Origin of the sequence: Levilactobacillus koreensis JCM 16448 (assembly GCF_001435525.1) — a bacterium.
In the GTDB taxonomy this organism is placed as follows: domain Bacteria; phylum Bacillota; class Bacilli; order Lactobacillales; family Lactobacillaceae; genus Levilactobacillus; species Levilactobacillus koreensis.
The window spans coordinates 23,503-29,503 of sequence record NZ_AZDP01000009.1 but is presented as its reverse complement, the minus strand read 5'-3'; the positions used below and the strand labels follow the sequence as shown (position 1 = coordinate 29,503).

At 43.1% G+C, this 6,001-nt stretch carries 5 protein-coding genes; 3 read left to right on the top strand and 2 right to left on the bottom strand.

Going from position 1 to position 6,001, the window contains the following annotated elements; translation table 11 throughout:
• Positions 1–50: 50 nt before the first annotated feature.
• Positions 51–299: a hypothetical protein gene (locus FC99_RS00570; protein ID WP_048733148.1), complete on the bottom strand. Its 249-nt coding sequence runs from the start codon at positions 297–299 to the stop codon at positions 51–53.
• 111 nt (positions 300–410) lie between these two features.
• On the bottom strand, positions 411–1,493 hold the full coding sequence (locus FC99_RS00565; protein ID WP_048733147.1) for a CdaR family transcriptional regulator: 1,083 nt from the start codon (positions 1,491–1,493) through the stop codon (positions 411–413).
• Between the two features lie 738 nt (positions 1,494–2,231).
• Here FC99_RS00565 and FC99_RS00560 point away from each other — a divergent pair.
• From FC99_RS00560 to FC99_RS00550, 3 genes are all read left to right on the top strand, one after another.
• On the top strand, positions 2,232–3,557 hold the full coding sequence (locus tag FC99_RS00560; protein ID WP_048733145.1) for a Na+/H+ antiporter NhaC family protein: 1,326 nt from the start codon (positions 2,232–2,234) through the stop codon (positions 3,555–3,557).
• A gap of 138 nt (positions 3,558–3,695) precedes the next feature.
• Positions 3,696–4,577 carry a 2-hydroxy-3-oxopropionate reductase gene (gene garR / locus FC99_RS00555; protein WP_048733143.1) on the top strand — a complete coding sequence of 294 codons (882 nt, stop codon included), beginning with the start codon at positions 3,696–3,698 and terminating at the stop codon, positions 4,575–4,577.
• Between the two features lie 83 nt (positions 4,578–4,660).
• Positions 4,661–5,989, top strand: a complete 1,329-nt coding sequence (locus FC99_RS00550) for an enolase C-terminal domain-like protein (protein ID WP_048733140.1) — start codon at positions 4,661–4,663, stop codon at positions 5,987–5,989.
• Positions 5,990–6,001: the final 12 nt, after the last annotated feature.

Sequence of the window (6,001 nt, the reverse complement as noted above, 5' to 3'; positions counted from 1 at the left end):
TACCCAGGGCTTATAGCCCTCGAGAAAACCACCCGTTCAACGGGTGGTTTTTATTTCAGAATGGCCCGATATTCTGTAATCGGTCGGCCAATAATGATTGATTTGAATGAGTTAAGTGACTTAGTAATCACATCACCGCCGTGGATTTCACCAATACCACGGTTTCCAGAATCATCAGTAATGATAACAATGTTTCTAGTGAAATAAGGATAGTGAGCACCACTAAGAGTGAGCAACATACTATCGTAACCAGCAACGGGAATGACTTGGACATCAGTAACTTTTGGAATAACGACCATTTTGAACAGCTCCTCACAAAGTTTAATTCCATTGTAAGCGCTTAATTATCCGGAATGATCAGTCATATTAACAGGATTATAAGTTATTCCTTGTGCAAGTTGGTTGAATTATTAATTAATACCTGATGCTGTGGGTTGCTTCAAGTTATGGTGGTAACTAGCGTCCTTGAAGTATAGGTAGCCAAGGTAAAGCTCGAAGAGTTCAATTGTATTGTGGGGATCAAGGTCAAAGTCTTCTTTGATTTTAGTGAGGCGGTAACCCAAAGTATTACGGTGAATATGCATAGCTTTTGCGGTTTGAACCATGTTACCACTGTGACGAATGTACATACCCAATGTTTGAATCAGATCGCTACCAGACTCACTGCCGTTTGCGTCCTGAAATTTTTCGACGATAGGCGTTAATGAAAGGTGACTACCGAGTAGCGTGTCAACAAAGGCGACCTGACCGTAGTTGATTTGGTCGGGACGGTCGAAGACGTTACTGATTCGGAGGGTTTGTAGTGCTTGGTTGACGGACAAGCCAACGTTAACGCTGGGGAGGCCAATTCCCAAACTAATCTTCTTTTTCTGGCAATAAGCAGTAAATCGATCGATGGTGACGGATTGACTAGTGAGAACAATGACCGTACTAGCAGACAGTGAGATTTGAAAATCAGTTGGGTCCAATAAATTCATGGGGAGCGTCTTTAACTGAACAGCAATAGCAGTACGTTCTTTAAGGATGTCAATACTCAATTGGCTAGCTTCCAGTAAGAGGTCCGTTTTGTCTTCAATATGGTCAGTGACTTGTGACCATTGGTAAAGAAAACGATTGAGAGCAGTTTCTTTCTTCTTCTCGCGTAAGTTGTTCTGATTTTGACTCAGTAAGAGTTCTGTAGCAACTCTGAGTAGTGAGGCGAGGGGGGTAACCTTTTCAGGTTCGCCCGTAATACCGATCACACCCACAATCTTCTTGTCGAAGAAAATGGGCATGTTGATACCAGGCCGTCCATGCTGGCCAAAGGACTTTGCCATCGGTAGCGTCTTTTTTTGTTCAATCGCATCAAGTGCGCCGACATGCAGGGTATTGATTCTGGCCTCGTCACCGCTAGCAATTACGTAGCCGTGTTCATCCATCATATTCACGTTGTATGGAATCTGAGCCATCATTTTGTTCACGATGGATTGTGCCAATACGGGATCGATTTTCATAAGTAAATTACCTACTTTCTCAATAATAATCAGACATGATACAAAATGGGACGGGGCGGAGCAAAATTAATTGTAAAAAAACGTCGTCGAAATGTAGAAAATATGTCAGACGGAGGCACTATGTAAGGAGATAAAATGAGAATCCCTTAATCTTAAGTGTACGCATTAAACACGGATAAGTCAGCAATTAGTTAACAATCATTGTTAATTGACCGACACTATTCAATTAATGAGTAAAACTTAAACCACATATCTAAAATTTAGGCAAATGACCAAGCAACTAGTGCGAAAATTGGCAGTTAAGCCATGCTAAATTAGGACTAAGTGAATTGAAATTTAGTGAGCAACCATAGGTAAACAATGAAATGATAGCGCTAACATTCGTGCTATAATCTGGTGATTTTAACGAATGTGCAACCGATTGTGATTCTGCAATCAAGCGATTTCAGAGCGCTTTTACGTAGGATGCAAGATTTTTAGAGCTATCAGTGAAAGCGCCTGTCGTCTATTTAAACGCAGATAGTTATTTTTTTCAACTCCAGCACAATTACTTTTGTTGCTATATAGGAAGCGCAACCAAAATCACAAAAATTCAAACTTGATTTTGGGCATTATGTCAGTTGTTCGGTCCTAATATTCCGAATAGTATAAGGAGCGTAAGGCATGCTTACTTCGTTTCATTGCTCACTAAATAACATTTTGCTTAAAAAATAGTTTTGAGAAAGTTGGCGAGTTCGAATGAGTTATCCGGCAATTATTGGTTTCGTTATGATGATCGTCATTGTCTGGGTTTTGTTAAAGCAAAAGACCAGCACGATGTTTGCCTTTACGGTAATTCCAATCATCGGTGCAATCTTGGTAGGTGCGTCACCGACACAAATTGGGAATTACCTGACAAAAGGGTTGGGGATGACGACCCCAGTTGCCCTGATCATGTTATTCTCGCTGCCGTACTTCCTACTCATGGCAGATACGGGGTTCTTCAACGGAATTGTCCGGAGAATCCTGAAACATATTAATTTGAGTCCAGTAGTCTTGACCTGCTTAACCTTGCTGGTCGCTATGATTACCGGATTTGATGTTAGTATCACATCTATTTACTTAATTACGATTCCACTGTTACTGCCGTTCTACCAGAAGTTACACATGAAACCGATCATTCTGGTCTTCTTGACTACTGTCGGGGCCATCAATACATTCGATGTTCCTTGGAGTGCTCGGATGTTACGGAGTGCGTCCTTGATTCCGAATATTCCTGGTGGTGCGAACCATTTGTTCAGCATGATGTTCCCAACACAAGTTATCTTTACGGTTCTCTTGTTCGCCATGGCAGCCTTCTTAGGTTTTCGTGAACAAAAGCGGATCAAGAAGGAATGTGCAACAACTGATATGACTGCCGGTAAGGTCGACATTAGTGATATCGTTGATGATCCTGAATTGGCACGGCCAAAGTTTTTCTGGATTAACGTGACTTTAACCGTTTTGGTTATCTTGGCATTGTGCTTAATGCCTTCTGTACCTTCATATTACGTCTTCGCCTTTGGGCTAGTTATCGCGTTAGCTTACAACTTCCCTGACTTGAAGCAACAAAACAAATTACTGAAGAAATATGCGGCTTCCTTATTGCCAATCATGCCAGCCATTCTGTTATCTGGGGTTGTTGTTGGGGTTATGCAATACAGTGGCATGATGAAGGCCATGGTTAATACTTTGGTTAAAATCATTCCAAGTTCCATGGGGCCTTGGGTCTACATCATCATTGCCGTCTTCAGTACACCGCTGATGTTCATCTTTACCAACGATACATGGTACTACGTTCTGATGCCAATCGTTGTTTCCTTGATGAAGGCTTACGGTGTTCCATCAGACATCGTTATCATTACACTGTTTATGAACATGGGGGCTCTGTTAACACCAATTGCTCAACCACAAATTTACATCGGTGTCGACTTGACCCATGGTGCAGTTGATTTGTCACAATATGTTAAATACGCGTTCATCCCAATTTGGGGCATGAGCCTTGTCTGGATTGGCTTGGGGCTACTTACCGGTGCATTCCGTTAAATCTTGTAACCGTTGCCATTTTGTGCAAATGACTAAATAACGTGGTTGAACTTAGAGAGTTGCGCCATACACTTTGTGTGGTGATTAACTTATACTTTTAACTGTAGAAAGATAGAAATTGAAAGGGGCACATTTATTATGAAACTCGGATTTATTGGATTAGGTATCATGGGCAAACCAATGGCAAAGAACTTGGTCAAAGCAGGTCACGACTTGACGGTCTTTGATTTCAAGGAAGATGCCATTAAAGAATTAGTTGCGGATGGCGCTACTGAGGCTAAGACTGGTAAAGAAGTTGCTGAAAAGTCAGACGTTATCTTCACTATGGTTCCTAACTCTCCAAACGTTGAAGCAGCATTGTTTAACGAAGGTGGGGTTGCCGAAGGATTAACTGCCGGCAAGACGGTTATCGACATGAGTTCCATCAACCCATTAGCTAGCCAAGGCTTCGCTAAGCGTTTAGCTAAACTCAACGTTGGTTTCTTGGATGCCCCTGTTTCTGGTGGTGAACCAAAGGCCATTGATGGTTCGATTGCCATCATGGTTGGTGGTGACAAGGACCTTTATGAAAAGAACAAAGATTTACTTGAAATCATGGGTGGTTCTGTGACCTACGTTGGTGCCGTTGGTGCCGGGAATACAACGAAGTTAGCTAACCAAGTCATTGTTGCATTGAACATTGCCGCTGTTAGTGAAGGGTTCGCCTTAGCTAAGAAGGCTGGCTTGGATCCAAAGATGGTCTTTGACGCTATTCACACTGGTTTAGCTGGTAGTACCGTTATGGATGCCAAGGTTCCAATGATGATCGACCGTAACTTCAAGCCGGGCTTCCGAGTTGACCTCCACATCAAGGACCTGCAAAATGCTTTGGACACATCACACGCCTTACACGTTGGGTTACCTTTGACTGCTGAAGTCATGGAAATCTTGCAAGTTGTTAAGAACGATGGTAATGGTAGTGATGATCACTCCGCAATTGCTAAGTTCTACGAAAAGATCAATGACTTAACGATCGACTAATTAGTCGAGATGAAATTAAAGAAAATGGGATTAAATTGATATCCCTTTTTCTTTTACCCTAAAAGTGAAAGGATGAACAAAATATGACGATTCCTAAAATTGTGAAAATGGATGTCTACCCGGTTGCTGGTAAAGACAGTATGTTATTGAATTTAAGCGGGGCTCATGGTCCTTATTTCACCCGTAACATTGTGATCTTAACAGCGGATAACGACCAAATTGGGGTCGGTGAAGTCCCTGGTGGTGAAAAAATCACAGAGATTCTCCTGAAATCTAAGGATCTTGTTGTTGGTAAGACGTTAGGTGAGTACAAGGGTGTGCTGCAAGCCATGCGCGCCAAGTTCTCTTACTTAGATGCTGGCGGACGGGGCCAACAAACATTTGACCAACGGACGACCATTCATGCTGTTACTGCCGTTGAAACGGCCTTTCTGGATTTGCTAGGGAAGCATCTTCACGTCCCAGTCGCTGCTTTGCTTGGCGATGGTCAGGTTCGGGAAAAGGTCGATGTGTTGGGCTACCTCTTCTATGTGGGGGATAAGACCAAGACCGACCTTGATTACATCAGTGACGATGATGATTCCGATGATTGGGGTCGCATTCGTCGCGAACCAGCTCTGACGCCGGAAGCAATTGTTAAGCAAGCACAGGCTGCTTACAAACGTTATGGCTTCAAGACCTTCAAGCTGAAGGGTGGGGTTTTTGATGGAGAGCAAGAAGTTGCTGCCATCAAAGCCTTGCATGAGGCCTTTCCAGAAGCTAAATTAGACTTAGATCCAAACGGTGCTTGGTCCTTAAAGGATGCCATTCACTATGCTGAGGAACTCAAGGGTATCTTGACTTACGCCGAAGATCCTTGTGGTGCCGAAGATGGCTTCTCTGGCCGTGAGATTCTCGCTGAATTTCGGAAGGCTACGTTCCTGCCAACTGCGACGAACATGGTTGATACCGATTGGCGCCAGATGTCACACGCCGTTCGTTTGGACAGTGTTTCCGTACCATTAGCTGATCCTCATTTCTGGACCATGGAAGGCTCCGTTCGGGTTGCTCAGATGTGCCACGAATTCGGTCTTAACTGGGGAATTCATTCCAATAATCATTTTGATATTTCCTTAGCTATGGTTGCCAACACGGCCGCAGCTGCTCCTGGTAACATTTACGCTATTGATACGCATTGGATCTGGCAAGATGGGCAAAACTTGACGAAGAATCCTTACCAAATCAAGGATGGTCAATTAACTGTTCCCGCTTCTAATGAAGGTTTGGGCGTTGAAATTGATCTTGATGCCATCAAGGCAGCTAACCGCGTTTACATTGAAAATAATTTGGGTGCTCGCGATGACGCCAAGACCATGCAGTACTTAGTACCAAACTGGAAATTTAATCCTAAGCAACCCGCTTTAGTCCGTTAAAGAAAGGTCGAA